Annotated in this window: 20 protein-coding genes, 1 tRNA gene and 1 pseudogene; 8 read left to right on the top strand and 14 right to left on the bottom strand. The window is 63.7% G+C overall.

The genetic code is table 11. From position 1 onward, the window contains the following. Positions 1–36: 36 nt before the first annotated feature. The gene (locus ACW7G1_RS08620; protein ID WP_456979339.1) at positions 37–840 is read right to left on the bottom strand and encodes an FHA domain-containing protein; all 804 of its coding nucleotides are present in this window, start codon (positions 838–840) and stop codon (positions 37–39) included. Positions 841–928: 88 nt separating this feature from the next. Between ACW7G1_RS08620 and ACW7G1_RS08615 the strand changes: the two genes are divergently transcribed. Together ACW7G1_RS08615 and ACW7G1_RS08610 are read left to right on the top strand one after the other, a co-directional pair. Beyond that, positions 929–1,204, top strand: a complete 276-nt coding sequence (locus ACW7G1_RS08615; RefSeq protein WP_456979338.1) for a polyhydroxyalkanoic acid system family protein — start codon at positions 929–931, stop codon at positions 1,202–1,204. A 116-nt stretch (positions 1,205–1,320) separates the two neighbouring features. Then, complete coding sequence (locus ACW7G1_RS08610; RefSeq protein WP_456979337.1) at positions 1,321–2,292, top strand: restriction endonuclease; 972 nt, start codon at positions 1,321–1,323, stop codon at positions 2,290–2,292. A gap of 26 nt (positions 2,293–2,318) precedes the next feature. Here the strand turns inward: ACW7G1_RS08610 and ACW7G1_RS08605 are convergent, their stop codons facing one another. From ACW7G1_RS08605 to ACW7G1_RS08585, 5 genes are read right to left on the bottom strand one after another with little or no spacing between them, the layout of a single operon-like run. Continuing rightward, positions 2,319–2,456 carry a DUF2474 family protein gene (locus tag ACW7G1_RS08605; RefSeq protein WP_456979336.1) on the bottom strand — a complete coding sequence of 46 codons (138 nt, stop codon included), beginning with the start codon at positions 2,454–2,456 and terminating at the stop codon, positions 2,319–2,321. Continuing rightward, complete coding sequence (gene cydB / locus ACW7G1_RS08600) at positions 2,456–3,463, bottom strand: cytochrome d ubiquinol oxidase subunit II (protein ID WP_456979335.1); 1,008 nt, start codon at positions 3,461–3,463, stop codon at positions 2,456–2,458. Before cydB ends, ACW7G1_RS08605 begins: the two co-directional genes overlap by 1 nt. Beyond that, positions 3,463–4,932, bottom strand: a complete 1,470-nt coding sequence (locus ACW7G1_RS08595) for a cytochrome ubiquinol oxidase subunit I (RefSeq protein ID WP_456979334.1) — start codon at positions 4,930–4,932, stop codon at positions 3,463–3,465. The genes cydB and ACW7G1_RS08595 overlap by 1 nt, the downstream gene beginning before the upstream one ends. A 45-nt stretch (positions 4,933–4,977) precedes the next feature. Next, entirely contained in the window at positions 4,978–5,778 is an 801-nt protein-coding gene (speD, locus tag ACW7G1_RS08590) for an adenosylmethionine decarboxylase (RefSeq protein WP_456979333.1), read from the bottom strand. Further along, complete coding sequence (locus ACW7G1_RS08585; protein ID WP_456979332.1) at positions 5,778–6,986, bottom strand: amino acid aminotransferase; 1,209 nt, start codon at positions 6,984–6,986, stop codon at positions 5,778–5,780. The genes speD and ACW7G1_RS08585 overlap by 1 nt, the downstream gene beginning before the upstream one ends. A gap of 275 nt (positions 6,987–7,261) precedes the next feature. Between ACW7G1_RS08585 and ACW7G1_RS08580 the strand changes: the two genes are divergently transcribed. Further along, a complete protein-coding gene (locus ACW7G1_RS08580; RefSeq protein WP_456979876.1) occupies positions 7,262–8,125 on the top strand; it encodes an EamA family transporter in 864 nt (287 codons plus the stop codon). Positions 8,126–8,149: 24 nt separating this feature from the next. On the opposite strand, the gene ACW7G1_RS08575 is transcribed toward ACW7G1_RS08580, so the two are convergent. Together ACW7G1_RS08575 and ACW7G1_RS08570 are read right to left on the bottom strand one after the other, a co-directional pair. After that, positions 8,150–8,485, bottom strand: a complete 336-nt coding sequence (locus tag ACW7G1_RS08575; RefSeq protein WP_456979331.1) for a carboxymuconolactone decarboxylase family protein — start codon at positions 8,483–8,485, stop codon at positions 8,150–8,152. A gap of 21 nt (positions 8,486–8,506) precedes the next feature. After that, complete coding sequence (locus tag ACW7G1_RS08570; protein WP_456979330.1) at positions 8,507–8,926, bottom strand: DoxX family protein; 420 nt, start codon at positions 8,924–8,926, stop codon at positions 8,507–8,509. 161 nt (positions 8,927–9,087) lie between these two features. On the opposite strand from ACW7G1_RS08570, the gene ACW7G1_RS08565 reads away from it, so the two are divergent. Then, positions 9,088–9,162 (top strand) — tRNA-Val (locus ACW7G1_RS08565). Positions 9,163–9,244: 82 nt separating this feature from the next. Here ACW7G1_RS08565 and ACW7G1_RS08560 read toward each other — a convergent pair. Together ACW7G1_RS08560 and ACW7G1_RS08555 are read right to left on the bottom strand one after the other, a co-directional pair. Next, positions 9,245–9,844 carry an NADPH-dependent F420 reductase gene (locus tag ACW7G1_RS08560; protein WP_456979329.1) on the bottom strand — a complete coding sequence of 200 codons (600 nt, stop codon included), beginning with the start codon at positions 9,842–9,844 and terminating at the stop codon, positions 9,245–9,247. Between the two features lie 43 nt (positions 9,845–9,887). After that, entirely contained in the window at positions 9,888–10,622 is a 735-nt protein-coding gene (locus tag ACW7G1_RS08555) for an SDR family NAD(P)-dependent oxidoreductase (protein ID WP_456979328.1), read from the bottom strand. Positions 10,623–10,735: 113 nt separating this feature from the next. Between ACW7G1_RS08555 and ACW7G1_RS08550 the strand changes: the two are divergent. The 4 genes and pseudogenes from ACW7G1_RS08550 to arsC all read left to right on the top strand — a co-directional run. Next, positions 10,736–11,650 (top strand): annotated as a pseudogene (locus tag ACW7G1_RS08550) (LysR substrate-binding domain-containing protein); the annotation flags it as partial. Positions 11,651–11,910: 260 nt separating this feature from the next. After that, entirely contained in the window at positions 11,911–12,549 is a 639-nt protein-coding gene (locus tag ACW7G1_RS08545; protein WP_456979327.1) for an SDR family oxidoreductase, read from the top strand. Between the two features lie 16 nt (positions 12,550–12,565). Beyond that, on the top strand, positions 12,566–14,083 hold the full coding sequence (locus ACW7G1_RS08540) for an MFS transporter (protein WP_456979326.1): 1,518 nt from the start codon (positions 12,566–12,568) through the stop codon (positions 14,081–14,083). Between the two features lie 107 nt (positions 14,084–14,190). Then, positions 14,191–14,541 carry an arsenate reductase (glutaredoxin) gene (arsC, locus tag ACW7G1_RS08535; protein ID WP_456979325.1) on the top strand — a complete coding sequence of 117 codons (351 nt, stop codon included), beginning with the start codon at positions 14,191–14,193 and terminating at the stop codon, positions 14,539–14,541. 578 nt (positions 14,542–15,119) lie between these two features. Here arsC and ACW7G1_RS08530 read toward each other — a convergent pair. From ACW7G1_RS08530 to ACW7G1_RS08515, 4 genes are read right to left on the bottom strand one after another with little or no spacing between them, the layout of a single operon-like run. Further along, positions 15,120–15,437 carry a hemagglutinin repeat-containing protein gene (locus ACW7G1_RS08530; protein WP_456979324.1) on the bottom strand — a complete coding sequence of 106 codons (318 nt, stop codon included), beginning with the start codon at positions 15,435–15,437 and terminating at the stop codon, positions 15,120–15,122. Next, positions 15,421–16,899 carry a hemagglutinin repeat-containing protein gene (locus ACW7G1_RS08525; protein ID WP_456979323.1) on the bottom strand — a complete coding sequence of 493 codons (1,479 nt, stop codon included), beginning with the start codon at positions 16,897–16,899 and terminating at the stop codon, positions 15,421–15,423. The genes ACW7G1_RS08530 and ACW7G1_RS08525 overlap by 17 nt, the downstream gene beginning before the upstream one ends. 50 nt (positions 16,900–16,949) lie before the next feature. Next, entirely contained in the window at positions 16,950–17,372 is a 423-nt protein-coding gene (locus ACW7G1_RS08520) for a hypothetical protein (protein ID WP_456979322.1), read from the bottom strand. Positions 17,373–17,432: 60 nt separating this feature from the next. Further along, positions 17,433–17,555 (bottom strand): hypothetical protein, encoded by a 123-nt coding sequence (locus ACW7G1_RS08515; RefSeq protein WP_456979321.1) that lies wholly within the window; start codon positions 17,553–17,555, stop codon positions 17,433–17,435. Positions 17,556–17,768: the final 213 nt, after the last annotated feature.

Below are 17,768 nucleotides of genomic sequence, written 5' to 3'. Positions count from 1 at the left end.
GCGCAACCACCTGGCGGTGCCGTCAGCGACAGCCGGTTATCGTGCTCCGTAAAGCAACAGCAACGCCAAGGCACCAGCCAACAAAGCGGCAGCCAACAATAGCCAAGGCAGGCGTCGCAACGATGACGCCACCGGCGAGCGCTTCGGCTGATCCGCCGCAGCGGCGTCGGCAACCTCCACCTCGACGTCCGGTGACCCCGTCGCACGTGCCGCGGACAGCGGTGCTTCCAGCACGAAACGATGATTGGCGCCGAACACAATCTGGTCGCCCGGTTGCAACAAGCCTTCGCGGACGCGATAGCCGTTGACCACGCTGCCATCGCTGGAGCCCAGGTCACGCAACACGATGCCATCGCGGTGAGGTTCCAGCCGGGCATGCTGCTCGGCGATTCCCGGCTCCCCGATATGGACATCGGATCCGGCTTGGCGGCCGACCGTGCAAGGCGCGTCGAGCGTGAAACAACACCCATGGTGGATGCCACCGACGCCACGCAAGACAGTGTGGCGCGCAGCGGACGCGCTGGTGGTCGGGTCAACCGGCAGCGGCTCGGGCTGGCGCCCCAGCAGGGTCAACTCGACACCATCCATGTGCACCGCATCGCCAGCTCGCAGCATCGCCATGCGACGCACCGGGCGCCCATTGACATGCAGGCCCTGCGCGCTCTCGCGCAGTTGCAGCCAGACGCCGCGGCGGTCAACACAAAACTGGACCGCCGCCTGGTCGGGATGCTCAACCAGGCACGGCTGTCCGTCCACGCCACGCCCGATAGCGTGCACGCCCTGGCTCAACACCAGGTCGTCACGGTCACGGTTTGGGAATTGCAGTCTGAGGGCATCCACGCGGCGGCAATCTAGCACGACATCGCACCCGCGCCTATCGGTCTGGCATGGCGAAGGCCACAATACGCGCTCGTCCAAGGAGACCCGCATGGCCAGCATTGATATCACCCATCCCCATTCCATGGCCCCGGCCCAGGCTCGTTTGGGGATGCAGGAACTCGCCGACAAGCTGGTTGAGCGCTTTGGCGTGCAATGCGACTGGGACGGCGACATCCTCAACTTCACCCGCGCCGGAATCGACGGACACATCGCGCTGCTGGCCGATCAAATCCATGTCACCGCGGAGCTGGGGTTCATGCTCGGAGCCTTCAAGGACGCCATCGAAGCCGAGATTCGCCGCGTGCTGGGGCGGCGCTTCGGGTAACCTCGGCACGGCTCGCCAGACGAGCTGCAGCTCACTTTTTATCGACCGGCATTGACGTATATTTCACCACTCTGGACGCGCCAGCCATGGGGCGCCAATGCAATGTCAGAACACGAATGTCGACCGTTTCATTGACCATCGCTGCGCTGGTGACAACACTGCTGGCCGGCGGCGCGGCCACGGTGTGGCTGTGGCTGGTTCACCGTCAACGACTGGTGGTTGCCGCAGGCCTGCGAGCGTTGGCGGCCATGCGCTGGCGGGAGTTCTCGCGCTTTGTTATCGAAGCCTTGCAGGCACAGGGGTTCAATGCCAGCCGGTTGGCACCTGACGCTGACCGTGGACAGAATGCCGACCTGCTGCTCACCCGGGGCGACCAGATCTGGCTGCTGAGCTGCAAGCAGGGAGTCAATTACCGTATCGACGACGCCATGGTCAGCCAGCTGGCCCGCGCGGTACACGACAGCCAGGCCAGTGGCGGCATCCTAGCCACCCTCGGCAGCATCCAGACCAACGCACGCAAGCACCCGCAGGGGATCGAGCTGATCGACGGCGCGACCCTGTGGCCGTTGATCGAACCGTTGTTGCCGCCAAGCTTGCATCAGGATCTGAACAACCGCGCGCGCGCCCGGACAATCCGGGCAATCCTGCTGGCGTGGCTGGTGGCGCTGCTGCTGGGCGCGGGTGCGGCGATGGCTCTGTGGACCCAATCCAGCGACGCGGGCGACAACGTCGTTTTGCCCGCTGCATCATCAGCGGCGGGAAGCCCTCCCCGACCGTCTGGCAACTTGGCCGATGTGCCTCAGCCCGTGGCGTCCGGAACCGCGAGTTCCGAAGCCGATGAGGACGAACCGGCGCAGCGTTTGAACGCCGCGACGGAGGTATCGACATTGCCTGGCATCGAGCGCGCTTCCTGGGCGACCCAATCGACGTTTCTGGTCCATCTGCAGTCGAATGCGAACGATGAGCAGGTCGACCGGATTTGCGACACGCTCCAGCGCAACGGCATCCACAGCGTACGGGTACAGCTGCAGCCGCCACCAGGCAGCGACGCACTGGTCCGCTTCCTTCAATGCCGACCAATGAAGTGACCGCCGGACACCCGGCTGGATCGCGGTCAGGTCGTCATTCCCGCCGAGCGCATCACCAGCTTCAACAGTAACGCCACCAGCGTCAGGCTTGCCACGCTCAACACCCAGATCAACGCCAGCCATCCGATGCGCGACCACCAACGGCGGCGGGGTCCACCCGGCATCAGTGGTAACCGTCCTCGGCGCGGACCTTGCCGCGGAATACCCAGTAGCTCAGCGCCGTGTACGCCAGGATGATCGGGATCACCAGCAACGCACCCACCAGGGTGAAGCCGAGGCTTTGGGGTGGCCCGGCCGCTTCCCAGATGGAGATGTCGGGGGGGATGATGTTCGGCCACAGGCTGACTCCCAGCCCGCTGTAGCCCAGGAATACCAGGGCCAGCGTCAGCAGGAACGGGGAAACGTGGGCGTCACGGCCCAGCTCGCGCAGCAGGTAGTACGAAGCCACCACGACCAGTACCGGCACCGGCGCGAAGAAGTACAGGTTGGGCAGGCTGAACCAGCGCTCGGCGATCTGCGGATGCGCCAGCGCGGTCCAGACGCTAACCCCGGCGATGGTGACCAACAACGTCCACAGCCAATGGCGTGTCCGCCGCCGCATCTCATCGTGCAAGGCACCGTCGGTCTTCATCAGCAGCCAGGTGCTGCCCAGCAACATGTAGGCAGCCACAAGGCCCAGCCCGGTGAATAGCGGGAACGGTGCGATCCAGTCCAGCGCGCCGCCGACGAAGCGCCCATCGCGCACCTCCAGCCCATTGATGAAGGCGCCCAGCACCACGCCCTGGAAGAAGGTCGCCGCATACGAGCCCAGTGCAAACGAGAGATCCCACTTGCGTCGCCTGCCCAGCACCGCCTTGAAGCGGAACTCGAACGCGACCCCACGAAATATCAACCCCACCAGCATCAATATCAGCGGCAGGTACAACGCGGTCAGCACCACCGAATAGGCCAGCGGAAACGCCGCCAGCAGTCCCGCGCCGCCCAGCACCAGCCAGGTCTCGTTGCCATCCCAGACCGGCGCCACGGTATTCATCATCACGTCGCGGTGCCCGGTCTCCGGGATGAACGGAAACAACATGCCAATGCCCAGGTCGAATCCGTCCATGACCACGTACATCATGATCGAGAACAGAATCACGACAGCCCACACCAACGGCAGGTCGATACCCATCAGTCCATCCTCCCGTGATGCGTGCTGTTGCGGTGCATGCTGCTGCGATGCATGTCGTGGTCCGTCTCGCCGTCGGTCGCCGCCGACATCGGTCGCATTGGCTGGCGTGACTGGCCCGGGCCGCCATCGGGCGACGTGTTGTCATCGGTCAGGTCCGGCCCGGCGGCAATGATCCGCAAACCATAGACGGTGCCGGCACCGAACAGCGCGAAATACACCACGATGAAGATCGCCAGGGTCAGGCCCACCTGGGTCGCACTGTGTGCAGACACGGCCTCCGAGGTCCGCATCACTCCATGGATGATCCACGGCTGACGGCCGATCTCGGTGGTGTACCAGCCGGCGAGGATCGCAACCAGCCCTGCCGGTCCCATGGCCAGGGCGAACTTCAGCAGCAGCCTGGACTCGTGGAACCTTCCGCGCCAACGGCACCACGCCCCGTACAAGCCCAGCAGAATCATCAAGGTCCCCAGGCCCACCATCACCCGGAACGTCCAGAACACCACCAGCGAGTTGGGCCGGTCCTCGGCCGGGAAGTCCTTCAATGCCGGGATATCGCCATCCAGGCTATGAGTCAGGATCAGGCTGCTCAACCGGGGAATGGCCACCTGGTACTTGGTCCGCTCCTCGTCCATGTCCGGGATCCCGAACAGGATCAATGGCACGCCCTCGCCCTGCGGAGGATGCTCCCAGTGCCCTTCCATCGCCGCGATCTTGGCCGGCTGGTACTCCAGCGTGTTCAAACCATGGAAATCCCCGATCACGGCCTGGATTGGAGCGGTGAACAGCACCATCCACATCGCCATCGACCACATGGTCTTGATCGCCGGGTCGGCACGGCCACGCAACATGTGCCAGGCGGCGCTGGCGGCCACGATCAGTGCCACGGCGAGGAATGCGGCGGTCACCATGTGGGGCAACCGGTAGAAGAAGGATGGATTGAAGATCACCGCTACCCAATCGACCGGCACCACCCGACCGTCGATGATTTCGTAACCCTGCGGGGTGTGCATCCAGCTGTTGGAGGCGATGATCCAGGTGGAGGAAATCAGCGTGCCGAGGGCCACCATGAAGGTGGACAGGAAATGCAGCCCGGGGCCGACCCGCTTCATGCCAAACAGCATCACCCCCAGGAAGCCGGCCTCCAGGAAGAACGCCGTCAACACCTCATAGGCGAGCAATGGTCCGGTGACGCCGCCGGCGAAACGGGAGAACTCGCTCCAATTGGTGCCGAACTGGTACGCCATCACGATGCCGGAGACCACGCCCATGCCGAACGCGACCGCGAACACCTTGATCCAGTAGTGGTAAAGGTCGAGATAGACCGATCGTCTGGTGCGCAACCAGGCCGCTTCCAACACCACCAGATAACTGGCCAGCCCGATCGTGATTGCCGGGAAGATGATGTGGAACGAGATGGTGAAGCCGAACTGGATCCTGGACAGCAACAGGGCATCGAGCTCAAACATGGCGCATCCGAAACCGGGGAAACGCGTCCAGTTTACGCCCCTGCGTCAGCGTTCGGCGTAGCCCTGGTACAACTCGATGATCTCCTTGCGCAGCAGGTGCTCGATGCGCATCCGCTCGCGGAACGGCAACAGATGTGCCATCTCGCTGAACAAATAGTCGTCCAGGTTGAAGCTCTTCAGGTGCATCTTGGTGTGGAAGATGTTTTCCTGGTAGACGTTGACGTCGCGGCACTCGTACTTGTTCAGCAGTCGCTTTGAGATCGACTCCTGGATCGAGTTGATCTTGTGGTCGATGAAAAGCTTCTTGCCCTTGGCGTTGCGGGTGAAGCCGCGCACGCGGTAATCCATGATCACCACGTCCGAATCGAACTGCTCGATCAGGTAATCCAGCACTTCCAGCGGTGAGATCAACCCACAGGTCGCCACGTCGATGTCCACCCGGAAGGTCGCGATCCCGTTGTCGGGATGCATCTCCGGATAGGTGTGGACGGTGACGTGGCTCTTGTCCAGGTGCGCGACCGTGCGCTTGGGCTTGTCGCTGGACGTGTTCTGCCCCGGTTCGGGCGCGGACAGCGCCGGACGATCCGACATCAGGATAGTGACCGACGCGCCCTGCGGGTCGTAATCCTGACGCGCGACATTGAGCACCGTCGCACCAATCATCTCGGCGACCTTGAGCAGGATCTCGGTCAACCGGTCGGAGTCGTATTCCTCGTCGATGTACTCGATGTAACGCTGGCGCTGGGTCTCCGACATGGCATAGGAGATGTCATAGATATTGAAGCTCAACTCCTTGGTGAGGTGGTTGAACCCTTCCAGCTTCACCTGGCCGCGCGGCTTCCCCATCAGTCTTGCCCGGGGTCGTGCATGACCTTGGCGAACGCCTCGGCCACGCGGTCCACGTTGTCATCGCGCAGCCCGGAGACGCAGATGCGCCCGGAATTGACCGCGAAGATGCCGTGCTCGGCCCGCAGCCGCTCGACCTGCGCCGCGCTCATGCCGGTGTAGCTGAACATACCGCGCTGGCTCAGCAGATAGTCCACGTTCAACGACGGTGCGCGCGCCTTCATGCCGGCGTGCAGACGCTGGCGCATCTGCAACATCCGCGTGCGCATTTCCCCGACCTCGTCCATCCAGTCCTGGCGCAAGGCCGCATCGGCAAGCACGCGCGCAATGATCTGGCCGCCGAAGGTCGGCGGGCTGGAATAGTTCGCCCGGATCGACATCTCCATCTGGCTGAGCACGCGCTTGGCCTCATCGGCATTGGCAGATACGCCCACCAGCGCGCCGCAACGCTCGCCGTACAACGAGAACGTCTTCGAGAACGACACGCTCAACAGCAGCGAAATCCCCGCATCGACCATCGCGTGGACTGCGTAGCCGTCCTCGTCGATGCCTTCGGCGAAACCCTGGTAGGCCATGTCCAGGAACGGCAGCAGATTGCGCTCGGCGATCACCTTGATCACCGCGTCCCACTGGTCGCGGGTCAGGTCGGCGCCGGTCGGGTTGTGGCAGGCCGGATGCAGGATGACGATGCTGCGTGCCGGCATTGCCTGCAGGTCGGCGAGCATGCCGTCGAAGTCGACCCCGTTGGTGGTTGTGTCGAAATAACGGTAGCTGCCGACCTTGAAACCGCCGGCCTCGAAGATCGCCTGGTGGTTCGGCCACGACGGCGCACTGATGAACACCTGCGAATCGGGGAAGTAGCGCTTCAGCAGGTCGCAACCCACCCGCAGTGCGCCCGAGCCGCCCAGCGACTGGATCGCCACCGTGCGCTCGCCGACCTTCTGATAGCGGTCGGCGCCCAGCACCAACTCGGTGACCAGATCGCGGTAAGTCTTGGAGCCGGCAATCGGCTGGTATGGCGTCGGCCCCATCTCGGCCGCCAGCGCCGGACGCACTGCCGCCACCGAGCGCAGGGTCGGAATCGCCCCGTTCTCATCTTGGTAGGCACCGATGCCCAGATTGACCTTGTCGGCGCGCGGCTCGGCGAGATACGCCTGTTGCAGCGAAAGAATGGGGTCACCGGCGTAAAGCGGCAAATGGCTGAACATGTCCAGCTCCTGATAAGGAAATTGTGGGTATGAGGCCCCGTTTGACGGCGGATGCACCGCCGCGGATCAGACAACCAGCGAAGGCCAACGGCCTATTGTCGCGCAGGTTGACGGGAATAGCAGCCGCAGGCGGTCCCAGATCACCGCAGAGGCCGACCGGTAGAATCCATCGTTTCGCGCGTCGCCCGCGTCGCTACCAGAGCCATGCCCATCGACATCCCAACCCTTATTGCTGCGACACCCGGCTGGTTCGCAATGCTTCCGTGGCCGCATCCATGCACCTGATCCTGCTCAGCGCCTTGTGCAGCGTGTTGGTCTCGGTAGTGCTGAAGCTCGCGCCCCGCGGCCGGCTGGACGTGGCGCAGATGGTCACCTGGAACTATCTGGCCGCCGCGGTGCTGTGCGCTCTGCTGCTGCGGCCGGATCTGGACGGCTTGCGCGGCGGCGGCACCCAGTGGCTGGTGTTGCTGGGACTGGCCGTGCTGCTGCCGTCGCTGTTCCTGGTATTGGCCTCGGCAGTGCAGCAAGCCGGCATCGTGCGTACCGATGTCGCCCAGCGGCTGTCGCTGCTGCTGTCGCTGGTGGCGGCATTCACCGTGTTCGGCGAACACGCCGGGGGCATCAAACTGGCCGGCCTGGCACTGGGCCTGATTGCCGTGGCGGGGATTGTCGTGCGGCCGTCCAACACTGCCGCGTCCAGCGCTAAGGCCTGGTTGCCTCTATTGACGGTATGGGTCGGCTTCGCACTGGTCGACGTACTGCTGAAACTGATCGCCCAGTCCGGCACCTCGTCGATGGCATCGCTGCAGGTCGCATTCGCGCTGGCATTCGTGCTGATGCTGGTCTGGCAGATCGCCCGCCACCTACGCGGCACCGCCCGGTTCAGCGCCGCCAACCTCGGTGCCGGGCTGCTGCTGGGCCTGCTCAACTTCGGCAACATCGTGTTCTACGTCCGCGCCCACCAAGCCCTGCCCGACAGCCCGGCGGTGGTGTTCGCGGCCATGAACATTGGCGTGGTGGTATTGGGCACGCTGGTCGGCGTGGCGGTGTTCGGCGAGAAAACAAGCCGCTGGAACCGAGCCGCGATTGTCCTGGCGATCGTTGCGATTGGGTTGATCGCCTGCGCGCCGCGGGCTTGAGTGGTTGTTGCGCCCGCAACCGGACTAGTGATGGGCCTCGACGGCATCCATGACCCGGGCGGAATAAACCAGGGCGGCACCGGCGTTGAGCGCCACCGCTACTCCCAGTGCCTCGGCGATCTCCTCACGTGTGGCACCGTGCTTGAGCGCGGCATCGACATGGACCGTGATGCAACCATCGCAACGCGTAGTCACTGCCACGGCCAGGGCTATCAACTCACGCGTCTTTGCGTCCAGGTGATTGGTCTGCGCAGCGGCATTGCCCAGCGTCGCATAGCCACGCACGGTGTCCGGGGACAGCTTTCCGATGTCCGAGATCCGCTTCTTGAGATCCGTCCGGTACTTGTTCCAGTCCAGCATGGTCGTTCTCCCAATCAGTGCCTATGGTTGACGCCGCATCAACGCGTAGCGACCCGCCCCAGTGACGGCAAGTAGCAGCAAGCCGCCGACAATCGCCACGTTCTTGTAGAACTGGGTCAAGTTCATGGCACGGTCGGCGCCTTCCATGGACCAGAAGGGATGGCCAATCAGCGCCGTCCCCAGCACGAACAAGACCATCAGAAGCGCCAATGGACGCACGCACACGCCGACGATCAAGGCGAGGGCGACGAAGAACTCCATGATCACCGCAACCGCTGCGGCAATCGATGGTAGCGGCGTGCCGATCGACGCCAGATACCCGGCCGTTCCCTGGTAATCGATCAATTTGGACCAGCCCGAAATGAGGAAGAGCAGCATCAACAAAAGACGGGCCAGCAGGATCAGCGCATCGCGATGTCGGTCGATCAGGGTGTCGATCATGTGCAAGATCCCCTTGGGTTTACGCAAGCTGACGGCGCCTGGCGTTATCAACGCGTGAAAAAGCCCAGCGGCGGCAACTTCTTGTCCACGCAGGGAGTTGCCACCGCAGCGCGCCACTTGCAAAAAAGGGGCCTTTTCGCTGTATACTGCGCGGCCTCTCGGGGCGGTTAGCTCAGTGGTAGAGCATTGCCTTCACACGGCAAGGGTCGCAAGTTCGAACCTTGCACCGCCCACCAGTGGAAAGATTTACAGCACAAGGGTTACAGCGAAAAAGGCCACCTTAAGCAGGCGGCCTTTTTTCGTTGTACGGACGTATGTTCAGTCGAACTTGACCAGGTCCTTGAAGATCAGTTGACCCCAGCTCTTTCCGCGCGTCTGCACAAGCAGTCCACCCTCAGAAAGCCCGCCAAGTTGGATCGGCGAGAAACCGAGATTTTCCGCAAGCGCACCAATCTCCGCCGCGGCGCCGTCATCGTCGCTCGCCAGGAACACGACTCTCTTGCCACCATGTACGGCCGGATCTTGTTCAAGGACACCAGCGACCAGATGGTTGAAGCCCCTGACCAGCCTTCCACCAGTGAAGGCCTGCGCGACGACCTTGGAAGAAGACTGTCCTCCCAGTTCTTCAGGGGACACGCCGTAGGTATTGGTCACATCGATGATGGTCTTTCCCTCCCAGGTGGGCAGCGCCTTCGCGACATCCGGGTGCGATTCGAAACGGACAGCCAAAAAGATGACGTCCGCCTTGACGGCTTCCGCCAGTGTTGTGGGAATGATCGTGGGTCCGATCGCGGCCGCATCGGCTGCAAAGCTTTCCGGGTCGCGCGTGGTTGCAACGGATACTTCGATGCCCTTGCGGGCAAACGCCTTGGAAAGCGCGTGACCGATCTCGCCGAAGCCGATAATTGCGTAGCTCATACAAATTCTCCTTTGGTTTACCGAGCGCCGTAGGACGTGCGTGTCAGAGTTGCGCCAGGCCGCCGTCGACCGCGACCTCGCTGCCGGTCATGAAGCTGCTGTCCGACGACGCGAGAAAGGCCGCCCCCGCCGCGATCTCCGCCGGTTCGGCCATGCGCTGCAGCGGATTCATCGAGGCGAACATCTTCAAGCCCTCTTCGCCCACCGCGGCCTTCGCCAGTTCGGTCGCCGTCGGCCCGGGCGACAGCACGTTGACCCGGATGCCGGTGCCCTTCAGATCCTCCGCCCAGCTCCGCGCGAGGTTACGTACCGCTGCCTTGCTCGCGCTGTAGACGCTGAATGCCGGGGCGCCCGTGGTGCCGGCGCTCGATCCGGTCAGGATGATCGAGCCGCCCTGGCCCATCAGCGGCAGTGCCTTCTGGACCGTGAAAATCGTGCCTTTCACGTTGGTGTCGAAGGTGTCGTCGATCTGCTCGACGGTGATCTCGCCCAGCGGAAGCACGCCTCCCGTCCCGGCATTGGCGAAGACGATGTCGAGGGTTCCGCGCTCTGCCTTCACCTCCGCGTAAAGCCGGTCGAGGTCGGCCAGGTCGGAAATCGAGCCCCGTACCGCACGGGCATTGGGTCCGAGTTCGGCCACAGCAGCGTCGAGCGCTTCCTGCCGGCGGCCGAAGAGGAAGACGAAGGCGCCCTCCTCGATCAAGCGCTTTGCAGCGGCGAGGCCAATGCCAGTAGCGCCGCCGGTGATCACGGCGGTCTTTCCATTCAATCTGTTCATGTCATGCATCCCTTGTAAGTGATGCTCCCAATCTAGGTCCGCCGCCGGAACATGATTAGTCGGCAATTGGGGGTATAACTATCCCGCCAGTGGCAAAGTCGCCCGGAGGCCCCGTGAGCCGCGATCTCAATGACACCTTGGTGTTCGTCAAGGTGGTCGAGCTGGGTAGCTTTACCGCCGCCGCCAAGACGCTGCATCTGCCCAACACCACGGTCAGTCGCAAGGTGCAGGAGCTGGAAGCGCGACTGGGCGCCCAGCTACTGCATCGCACAACCCGCAAGCTCGGACTGACCGAGGCGGGCACCATCTATTTCGCGCATTGCCAACACATTGCGCGCGACCTCGATGAGGCGGAAAGTGCGGTAGGCCAGCTGCAGAGCGGACCGCGAGGCTGGTTGCGCGTTACCGCAACGCACGCGGTGGGCAACATCTGGGTCGCACCTTTGCTCAGCGAATTCCATGCGCGCCATCCGGAAGTGCGGGTGGAACTGCTGCTGAGTAACAACAACCTCGACATCATCGCCGGCGAGATCGACGTGGCGCTGCGCGTGGGCACGCTACCGGATTCAAACCTGACAGCGCGCAGGCTTTGCGTGTTCCGCACCGCGGTCTACACGACGCCTGGCTACATCGAGCGTTTCGGCGAGCCGCTGCATCCTGACGACTTGATCCACCATCGCGCACTGGCGCAGACCAACCACCGCAACGCCAGCGCCTTCACCTGGACGCTGGGCGACGGCGACGGCAAGCCGCGCGATTTCCCGGTCGACCCGGTGATGATCTCGAACGATCCGGGCGCGCTGCGGACCGTGCTGCTGGGCGGCGAAGGCATCACGCTGACCAGCGACGTGATGGTAAGGGCCTACGTCGAGCAAGGCCTGGTGCAGCGGGCGCTAGCCGGCTGGCGCGGCATGGACGTCGACCTCCATGCGCTCTTCCCGCGCGGACAGGTGCAGTCACCAAAAGTGCGCGCTTTCGTCGACTTCCTGGTCGAACGCCTGAGAGTGGACGAGACCTACATGCAGGCGCTCAGCGACGACACCCCGCGGTGAAAGCGATCCGGAGAACGCGTAGAACCTGCCCTTGGCTTTGTTTCGTTTTGGGTATTCCTTCGAGTAGTTGCTCGCGCAGGGCCGCGTCGACCAACGTGGTGTTCAAGGTTAACCCGGCGGCGACCATCGCTGCGTCCGGTTCTGGATGTGTCCGCACACGCCGACTGGACATCCACTGCCGTAGAACAGATTGCGCATCCCGGACCCCTTACTTCCACTCTCTCGAGGAACTTCTCATGCGCGTTCTCATCGTAGGTGCCAACGGCCAGATTGGTCGTCGTCTGGTCAAGCAGATGGCTTCCGGTCCACATAAGGCCCAGGCCATGATCCGCAGCGCCGAGCAGGCCGCAGGGCTGCGCGAACTTGGCGCCGATGCGACCGTGGTCGCTGATCTCGAAGACGATATCCAGACCGCACTGGATGGCTGCGATGCCGTCATTTTCACGGCGGGCTCCGGGGGCAAAGGCGGCCACGAGAAGACCGATGCGGTGGACCGCGATGGCGCGATTGCCGTGATCGACGCGGCACAGAAGGCCGGCGTAGAGCGCTTCGTCATGGTGTCATCCATGGGTGCGGACACACCGGAAAAAGGCCCGGAGGGTCTGCAGCATTACCTGCATGCCAAGCAGAGAGCCGACGAATATCTGCGGGCAAGTGGTCTTCGGTACACCATCGTGCGCCCGGGCTCCCTTACCGATGAGCAAGGGACGGGCAAGGTAGAAGCGTCGGAGGATCTCGGGCGCCAAGGCAGTGTCCCGCGCGACGATGTTGCTGCGGTGCTGCTGCAGGTGCTGGACGCCAGCAATACGCACGGCAAACAGTTCGAACTGCTTGCAGGGGATTCATCTGTTCCGCACGCCGTTGCCGCGCTCTGACAACCTGAAGACTCCAATGCAACCCGACAGCACGGCAGTAGAGGGTGCGGCTCGTTGGCGCATCCTGGCGGTGCTGCTTGGCATCGTTTTCATGTCGCTGATCGGGGTGAGCATCGTCAACGTCGCCCTTCCCTCGATCCAACGGGGCCTGGGGGCGGACCAGTCCGATCTCCAATGGGTGCTCTCGGGCTATGCACTCACCTTCGGGATCATTCTGGTGGCCGCGGGGCGCGCTGGCGATATTCTGGGGCGAGGCGGCATCTTTCTTGTCGGCGTTGCCCTCTTTACCCTATCCTCCATCGCCGCCGGACTCGCGCCTGACGCGATGTGGCTCAATACGGCGCGGTTGGTCCAGGGACTTGGCTCCGGGCTGCTCAGTCCGCAGGCCATCGGGATGATCCAGCAATACTTCCGTGGTGAGGAGCGCGGTCGGGCCTTCGGCTATTTCGGAATCGTGGTCGGATTTTCCGTTGCCATCGGTCCGGTGCTGGGCGGTTTTTTGATCGAGGCTGGCGGTGCCGACCTTGGCTGGCGTCTGACATTCCTGGTGAATGTGCCCATTGGCATCGTAGCCATCATTTTAGGGATGAAGTGGTTTCCGAAGCCCCTTTTCCGCCGCCCCCCGCAGAGTGCGCCGAACGGAGCGCAGCGGCCTGCCGGCTGGCTATGGTCGCTGGATCCGATCGGCTCGGTGTTGTTGGGGCTTGCGCTGCTGGCCATCCTCTATCCGTTCATGGAATCGGGTGGCTCGACGCTCTGGTGGGCGCTGCTGCCGGTGGGCATCGCGCTGGTCTGGATCTGGGTGCGATGGGAGCAGCGTTGCCCGCGCCTGGGTCACACCCCGATGGTGGATCTGGACATCTTCCGCACCAGCAGCTTTACCAACGGCACGGTCATCATGACGCTCTATTTCACCGGCATGACCAGTGTTTGGGTGTTGGTCGCACTCTATGTGCAGGACGGTCAGGGAAAATCCGCGTTTGAATCCGGCCTGTTCGGCATTCCAAGTGCGCTTCTATCGGCTTATGCCGCTCACTGGTCGGGGCGCCGGGTAAACCAGTACGGTCGGAAGATCGTGATCGGCGGACTGTTCCTGGCCCTGCTCGGCCTCGTCGCGAGCATCACCGTCGTCCTCCTGCACGAGCGGTTTGGTCTGAGCGTGTGGTGGTTGGTGCTGTCACTGTCCTTCATCGGACTCGCGCAAGGGGCCGTGATCAGTCCGAACCAGACGCTGACGCTGGCGGAGGTGCCGCTCGCATATGCCGGAAGCTCGGGGGCGATCATGCAGACCGGCCAGCGCATCGGGACATCGGTCGGCATTGCCATGATCACCGCGGCAGTGTTCGCATCACTTGCGCGGTGGTCCTGGTCGATCGCCGTGGTCATCGGTTTCGGCCTGATCGGCCTGGTGGTGCTCGTGGCGCTGGGTATGGCATTCAAGGATCAGCGGGATCGGGACAGGAACCTGACAGACAGAAATGATGCCCAACGTTGGCAGCGAGAATCGCCCTATGTCGACGAAAGCCTGTTCTGATTTTTACATTGCAAACCTGAGTTTCAGCGAATCCCGGGCTTGGTGCCGGGTTTTTTGTGCCCGACGCCGCGATACGATGGCCCTTCAACCGCCACCGTTGGAGCCCCATGAACGACACCCGCATTTACCACAATCCACGCTGCTCCAAGTCGCGGTCGGCGCTGGAGTTGTTGCGCGAGCGCGGGATCGAGCCGGAGGTCATCACCTATCTCGACACCCCGCCCTCGGCATCCGAGTTGCGCGAGCTGCTGGCGATGCTCACGGTGCCGGCACGCGAACTGCTTCGCACCGGTGAGGCCGAGTACACCGAGCTGGGGCTGGCCGATCCGGACAAAACCGACGCGGCGCTGATCGACGCCATGGCAAGCCATCCGCGTTTGATCGAACGACCCATCTTCGTCCACGCGGGACGCGCGGTGATTGGCCGCCCGCCCGAGAAGGTGCTTGAGCTGCTGTGACTTTCTGCGAGCGATGACCTCGCCGTGATCGTGCCTGGTCCGGCTCAGAAAGAGGCGCGCAACGCGGTCGATGATATTGCGATGGAAGCCGTGGACACCTGATCGATTTGTCGGTGGCATCCAGCCCCTGCCAGCGCTTCGGGTCCTGGGTAGCGACGCCGCTCTGCGGGCCACGATCGCCACGTCGCCTTCGCTGGCGATGCGGCTGCCGGTGACGGTGGTCTCGTCGTAGTGGGTCTGGCTGTCGGACTTGCTGGCGCCGATGCCGATGCGCAGGCTCAGGCCGCCGTTGCCGGTGGCCTGGGTGTCCTTACCGGTGCTGGCCAGGTCGCTGACCTGCTGGCCGGTGTCGGCGAAGCTGTTCAACCCGGCCTGGCCGTTGGAGAACAGGGTCTGTCCGGCCTTGGCGGCGTACAGCGCCTTCAGGCGGTCGTCCTCGACCTCGTTGCCGCGGCGGGTCGCGCCGTACACGGCCATCGCGGTATCGACCACGCCGCCCTTCAGGCTGACGTTGATCCCGGCTTGCCGGAACTTCTGCGCCTCGACCACCGACAGGCTGTTCTCGACCGCGGTGATGGTCACGTTCTCGCCGGTAATGCCGATGCCGGCCGTCGACAACACGTCGCTGCCGGCAATCGCCACATCGCCGCATCGCCGCCGGCGACGATATCCACCCGGCCCTCGGTGCTGCCGATCAGGCTGCCGGTGTGGGTCAGTTCGGTGATGTCGGCGGTGCTCTCCCGGGTCTGGGTGCCGATGGTGAAGCCCACGCCGCCGGTGCCGAACAGGCCGGACCGCTTGGTGTGGCTGCTGTGTGACCCGGCCAGGGTGTTCTCGGCGGTTTCGATGGTGATGTCGTTGCCGGCCACCAGTGCGACATCATCGGTGCCGGCCACGGTGGCTGCGCAAGGTCAGGTCGTTGCCGGCCGCCAGGTCGACGGTCTCGCCACTGAGCGTGGTGCCGATTGCATAGGTCGCGGTGCTCTCGTCATGCGTGGTGGTGGTCTTGCTCGAGAACAGTCCGCTCTTCTTGCGGACGGTGTCCTGCTCGAAGCGGTGGGTCTCCTCCGCGGCGGCCAGGGTCAGGTCACGGCCGGCGGCGATGGCGATGCCGCCCTCCTCGCTGAGCACCTGCGCGGCGGTCAGGGTGGCGTCACGGCCGGCGGTCATGGCGATGTCGCCGCCCGCCTGCACGGTGGTGCCGTGCACGGTCTCGTCCAGCGTTTCGGTGCGCTGCTTGAAGCGCCGGCCGTTGATCTGCTCCAGGCTGGTGTTGGTGGTGGTGACCGTGGACAGCTCAAGGTCACGCCCGGCGGCTATGGCCACCGCGTCGCCGGCCTGCAGCTGTGCCGCTTGCAGGGTCACGTCCCGGCCCGCCTGCAGCACCAGGTTGCCGCCGGCTTGCAACTCCGTGGCCTGCAGGGTTTCGCGGCCGTATACGGTGCGGCCATCGACAATGGTCCGCATCGTCGTGTCAGCCGCCACCGACAGGTCACGGCCCGCTGCCAGCACCAGGTCGTCCCCGGCGCTGACGGTGGTGGCCTGCAGGCGCAGGTCGCGCCCGGCATCCACCACGGCGCTGCCGCCGGCGACCAGGCTGCCGGTGGCGGTCTGCACGAAGTCGCGCCCGGCGTTGACCGTCACCGCACCGCCGCTCAGTCGGCCGCGGTTGAGCGTGTCGCCGGTGGTGGCGATGGCCAGCCGCTGCCTGGCGTCCATCGTGCCGTCGTTGATCAGCGTGTCGGCGCTCAGCCACATGCCCTGGGTCGCGCTCATGGTGCCGTCGTTGCGCACGGTCGTGGCCGAGCGGATGTCGATGTCGTCGGCAGCGATCAGTGCGCCGTCGGCGCGCAGCCGCTCGGCGGTCGCCTTCGACAGGTACACCACCGGCACCAGCACGGTCTGGCCGTCGATTTCCTGCTCGACCATCCACACGATGTCCTGGTCCAGCGAGGCAATCTGCACGGTGGTCAGGGGCGCGCCCAGCACCAGGCCCAACCCCGCCGCCGTCTGCGCCGCATTGTCCATGAGCGTCCGGTACTGGCTCAGCGCGTCGCTGCCATCGAGCGTGCCGCGTCCGGTCAGTTGCAGGATCTGCTCCAGCACCATCCGCTGTTCGTAGTAGTTGTCGCCCAGCCGTTTGTGCAGGTTGGTGCCGGCGCCCAGCTGGCCGGTCAGGTAGTCGGAGCCGATCGTGTCGTCGCGCACGAAACGCGGCGCGGTGGTTACCAGGAACTGCGCATCCGGGTCGGCGAAGTTGGCGAAACTGCAAGCGCGACGTACATGCCGTGAGCGGCGGACAGCCCCTTCCTTTGTTTCACCATCAGTTCGGCGGCGTGCGCGAGGGAAACGCGACACTCTCCGACATGTGGCTGCCGGCAGATTCATCGCCCGTCCCTCTTCTGCCATCAGGGGATGTCGAATGCCGACGTGCACGTCTCTGCATATTGGGCATCTGGCTTTCCGGTGCAGTAGCGCATCGCAGCGGCGTTTGCCGCCCAAGTGGCCGTCACCGTGATGATGCCCATGACCAAGAAGCAACCAAGCGCAAAACTCGACAGCTCAAAAATCCACGCTCTCTTACGTCCAGAGAAGGCGGCTACAACTGAGTGTCCGTACCACGCCAGTATGAGGAGCGCCCATCCGACGCCGAGCACGAGCGAGGCGCTTCCGATGCGGTCCCATGTGCTGACAGAGGTCAGGAGCGACGGCGTGAGCTTGGCCGACACTCCGAACGACATCAGCACTGCGGCCAAAACCGTGTTCTGGCCCAACTCCAAGACAGCTCGAACGAATTTATTTGCAGCATCCATACCTTTCTCAATCTTCATCTCGTCAGCGATACCGATTCCGTTCTTTGACAGCCCGCCGTGGCAGGCGGTTATCCGCGATCAATCTGGCGGAAAACGGAACTCCGGCACGCGAAACACACGTCCGGCTTTTGCGGGATGATCCTGCCAGTCATAGGCCAGTTCGGGCTGATAGAACGCGTCCATGCCCAGGTGCTGCTTCACGCGCTCACGCGCATCCACCAGCTCCTCGAACTTCGGCGTCAGCTACAGATAAACCGTTTCCGGGCCAAGCTCTTCCACCGCATATGCAGGCGTGTTCAGTACGCGCTCTTTGCCGAACATTTGCACGTAAGCCGCCCCAAGATCGTCGTCCACAACATGTCAGGGAGCCAATGTTAGAACTTCATCTGAGTTCTCGATAACATAATAAAGCCA

This window comes from Lysobacter sp. A378 (assembly GCF_054052125.1).
Note: the sequence above shows the minus strand (reverse complement) of the source record. Positions and strands in the feature narration are given on the sequence as shown.

Bases quoted from the DNA above. Each gene is read 5' to 3' on its own strand.
- ACW7G1_RS08575 (WP_456979331.1), bottom strand. From the start codon at position 8,485: ATGCTGGACTGGAACAAGTACCGGACGGATCTCAAGAAGCGGATCTCG.
- ACW7G1_RS08615 (WP_456979338.1), top strand. From the start codon at position 929: ATGGCCAGCATTGATATCACCCATCCCCATTCCATGGCCCCGGCCCAG.
- speD (WP_456979333.1), bottom strand. From the start codon at position 5,778: ATGGGGAAGCCGCGCGGCCAGGTGAAGCTGGAAGGGTTCAACCACCTC.
- ACW7G1_RS08595 (WP_456979334.1), bottom strand. From the start codon at position 4,932: ATGTTTGAGCTCGATGCCCTGTTGCTGTCCAGGATCCAGTTCGGCTTC.
- ACW7G1_RS08560 (WP_456979329.1), bottom strand. From the start codon at position 9,844: ATGAGCTACGCAATTATCGGCTTCGGCGAGATCGGTCACGCGCTTTCC.
- ACW7G1_RS08545 (WP_456979327.1), top strand. From the start codon at position 11,911: ATGCGCGTTCTCATCGTAGGTGCCAACGGCCAGATTGGTCGTCGTCTG.
- ACW7G1_RS08605 (WP_456979336.1), bottom strand. From the start codon at position 2,456: ATGCCGGGTGGACCCCGCCGCCGTTGGTGGTCGCGCATCGGATGGCTG.
- cydB (WP_456979335.1), bottom strand. From the start codon at position 3,463: ATGGGTATCGACCTGCCGTTGGTGTGGGCTGTCGTGATTCTGTTCTCG.
- ACW7G1_RS08580 (WP_456979876.1), top strand. From the start codon at position 7,262: ATGCACCTGATCCTGCTCAGCGCCTTGTGCAGCGTGTTGGTCTCGGTA.
- arsC (WP_456979325.1), top strand. From the start codon at position 14,191: ATGAACGACACCCGCATTTACCACAATCCACGCTGCTCCAAGTCGCGG.
- ACW7G1_RS08555 (WP_456979328.1), bottom strand. From the start codon at position 10,622: ATGAACAGATTGAATGGAAAGACCGCCGTGATCACCGGCGGCGCTACT.
- ACW7G1_RS08570 (WP_456979330.1), bottom strand. From the start codon at position 8,926: ATGATCGACACCCTGATCGACCGACATCGCGATGCGCTGATCCTGCTG.
- ACW7G1_RS08610 (WP_456979337.1), top strand. From the start codon at position 1,321: ATGTCGACCGTTTCATTGACCATCGCTGCGCTGGTGACAACACTGCTG.
- ACW7G1_RS08540 (WP_456979326.1), top strand. From the start codon at position 12,566: ATGCAACCCGACAGCACGGCAGTAGAGGGTGCGGCTCGTTGGCGCATC.
- ACW7G1_RS08585 (WP_456979332.1), bottom strand. From the start codon at position 6,986: ATGTTCAGCCATTTGCCGCTTTACGCCGGTGACCCCATTCTTTCGCTG.
- ACW7G1_RS08520 (WP_456979322.1), bottom strand. From the start codon at position 17,372: ATGAAGATTGAGAAAGGTATGGATGCTGCAAATAAATTCGTTCGAGCT.